This is a genomic window from uncultured Paracoccus sp. (assembly GCF_947487305.1).
Classification (GTDB): Bacteria; Pseudomonadota; Alphaproteobacteria; order Rhodobacterales; family Rhodobacteraceae; genus Paracoccus.
This window is the reverse complement of sequence record NZ_CANKWH010000078.1, coordinates 1-730: the sequence shown is the minus strand read 5'-3', so window position 1 is coordinate 730 and position 730 is coordinate 1. Positions and strand designations below refer to the sequence as shown.

Sequence of the window (730 nt, the reverse complement as noted above, 5' to 3'; positions counted from 1 at the left end):
CCCGCCGCGGCTTTCTGGCTGCAACTGGCGGCATGGCCGCGACCCTCGCCTTGCCGCGCCCGAGCCTTGCGCAGGCATCCGGCCTGACGCTGCAGGCCGCCACCCGGACGCTGGACATCGATGGCCGCGCCGCCACGGTGTTCGGGTTGCTGAACGGCGCAGGGACACCCGGCCTCGTGCTGGATCCGGGCCAGCGTTTCCGGCTTGACCTGACCAACAATCTGGCCGAGCCGACGATCATCCACTGGCACGGGCAGATCCCGCCGAACGCGCAGGACGGCGTGCCCGACATGCCGATGCCGTTGCTGCAACCCGGCGAGACGCGGTCCTATGACTACGCCCCCGCCGCCGGCACGCATTGGATGCACAGCCATGTTCCAGTGCAGGAAATGAGCCTCCTGGCCGCGCCGCTGATCGTCCGCCGCCCCGAGGACCTGCGCGCCGACCGGCAAGAGGTCATCATGTTCCTGCATGACTTTGCCTTCCGCTCGCCCGAGGAGGTTCTGGACGAGATCAGGTCGGGCAAGGGCCATGCCGATACCGGTGCAGCGGACAAGGCCGAGACCACCGACCCCCATGCCGGCCACGACATGGGCGGCGGCATGTCGATGGGCGGTAGCATGGGTATGGGCGGTAGCATGGGTATGGACGGCAGCATGGGTATGGACGGCAGCATGACCATGGGCGGGATGCAGGGAACGGATGGCATGTCCATGCAGGGCATGGCCGG

At 68.4% G+C, this 730-nt stretch carries 1 protein-coding gene; it reads left to right on the top strand.

The features are described from left to right. A partial coding sequence (locus tag Q1A36_RS21330; RefSeq protein ID WP_299848190.1) for a multicopper oxidase domain-containing protein occupies positions 1-730 on the top strand: 730 nt, incomplete at both ends.